Raw genomic sequence first — 2,023 nt, 5'->3', positions numbered from 1 at the left:
TAGTAAAACCAAGTTTGCCGAAAATGATTTCTTAAATAACATCAAGAAATGGTTTAATAATGCATTTGGTCAATTTGCAGGTACGGGAGAGTATAAATTAAGTGCTAGCGATGCGCTACGCTTAAGTGGGATTGAAGATGGACTAAGAGAGGCACTGGCAAACGCTTTAAGTCCTCCCGCAATAGAAGTAACAGAGTATAGTGAATCAACAACTGAGCTTTCGCCAATTTTTAGTGAAGATGCAGCAGAATATATGGAATTTGTACTAAGTCACCCTGAATATGCAATGGCTTATCAAGAAACCCCTTATGAGGCATTTTTGCATGGTGTTTGGAACGGAGCTTGGTCTATCACTGGTGGAATAATAGGTGGAGGAATTGAGGGAGCGGGTGGAGGAGCGGCCGGTTTTGCATTTGCGGGACCTCCGGGGGCTGGCGCCGGAGCCACTTTTGGCGCTATAGATGGTTATATAAAAGGATCGGCTTTAGGTTTGGTGGCAGGTGAAGCTTCGTGGCGGGCGTTCACCCAGCTTGCGAACAATAGGCTAAATGCTTCTAGTAGGAATAATGGAGGTTCAGGTGGTCTTCGTAATGGTAAGCCTTCAATACCAGATGAAGCAAAAAGAATACGGCGAGATGTTCGAAATGTTAACAGTCAAGAATTTAAAGATTTCATAAGAAGTCAAGGCAAGAGTTTTCGGTATAATGAATGGAAGTATCATATGGAAACTTGGAAATTAAAAGATGGTAGTACTATAGAAAGACATTATTGGCAAAACATAAAAACCGGAGAATGCTATTATCATTTATAATATAATGAGGTTATGTAGATGAATAAAAAAGATATTATTGCTAAGTTAAAAGATTTTTTTCATCAAGAAATTAGTAGGTTCGATTTATATGAATGGGCAAAAGACCTTAAATCTCAAATAATTGAAGGTGATGAGTTATTGTATATCAATAATTTTTCGTTGTTTCCATTTATAAACGAACTTGCTATTCATCCTGATATTTCAGAGGCAATTAAGGACAGGGAAATAAAAAAATATATTGACATTCTAGAGGGTCACAAATTTTTTAATTATTTTTGTTATACTCAGATTCCCAAAGAGTATGTATCTATTAGTGTGAAAGAGTTAAAAGATTCACTAGAACTATATTCTTTGGATAAACTATCTAGTAAAAAGTTTTATTCAATAAAAACAAATCTTGAACATCAAAAAATGAAACTTAACAATGATTATATTCCAGATATTTTGTATAATAGCCTCATAAATCATATAGTATCATTGCCCTTAAAGCAGGGGTTGGATAGTGACGCTAATCTATGTTTTGTCGATGAAATTAAAATCGAAACAGTAATGCAAAGGATGTATAATTTAATTTCTTATCTTAATGGCGATAAAGAATTTGCCGTTGATGTTCATTTTAGAGATGGAGAAAATCAAGTTTTTGTTATTATGTAATTGTTTTTAGAAATATAAAAACTAACAGAATTGGTCTTATTTTTGATTGAATCAGACATCTGAACCTGAGAGCCATAAACCTATATAGTGCCTGGTTCGTTTTTTAATAAATATTCAATAACTGCACTGTATCATTTGAGTGAAAAGCTAATATTTACTCAAATGATAAATCTTATTTAGTATCAGAGATTTCATAATTCAATTTCTTAAAAATAGCGATAAATTTCCGTTGTATGGAATGCTCTCAAAAAAAGGATTCTGTTGTGTTTTGATTTCACATCCTACTAAGGGAAACAGTGTTGTTTGTAGAATTTCCATGTTAACTTCACCTCTTCCGTTTTGCGATTTCGGTTGTTGCTATAATAACTTCGAAAATTCTACAAAATCGGGGTGAAGTTTTTTTATGCTCCTTGAAATTTACTTTTAATCGTTTTTTGGAATTATGAAATTCTCTCAATAATAAGTAACCGTCAATCCAGGGGTCACACCCTCCAGGGCAAGAGATTTTCGAGGCGCGCGCCGTTTGGAGCCTGGGTGAAAACTTTTGTCAGGTATTCA

At 34.5% G+C, this 2,023-nt stretch carries 1 protein-coding gene and 1 pseudogene; both read left to right on the top strand.

The annotated features are described in order from the left end of the window. Positions 1-811 (top strand): annotated as a pseudogene (locus EDC14_RS27035) (hypothetical protein); the annotation flags it as partial. Positions 812-829: 18 nt separating this feature from the next. Beyond that, positions 830-1,465 carry a hypothetical protein gene (locus EDC14_RS26345; protein ID WP_132018385.1) on the top strand — a complete coding sequence of 212 codons (636 nt, stop codon included), beginning with the start codon at positions 830-832 and terminating at the stop codon, positions 1,463-1,465. Positions 1,466-2,023: the final 558 nt, after the last annotated feature.

Origin of the sequence: Hydrogenispora ethanolica (genome assembly GCF_004340685.1) — a bacterium.
GTDB lineage: Bacteria > Bacillota > UBA4882 > UBA8346 > UBA8346 > Hydrogenispora > Hydrogenispora ethanolica.
The sequence above is the reverse complement of the archived record's forward strand: the minus strand, read 5'-3'. Positions and strand labels throughout refer to the sequence as shown.

Coding starts and splice junctions, on each gene's coding strand:
- EDC14_RS26345 (WP_132018385.1), top strand. CDS start 830: ATGAATAAAAAAGATATTATTGCTAAGTTAAAAGATTTTTTTCATCAA.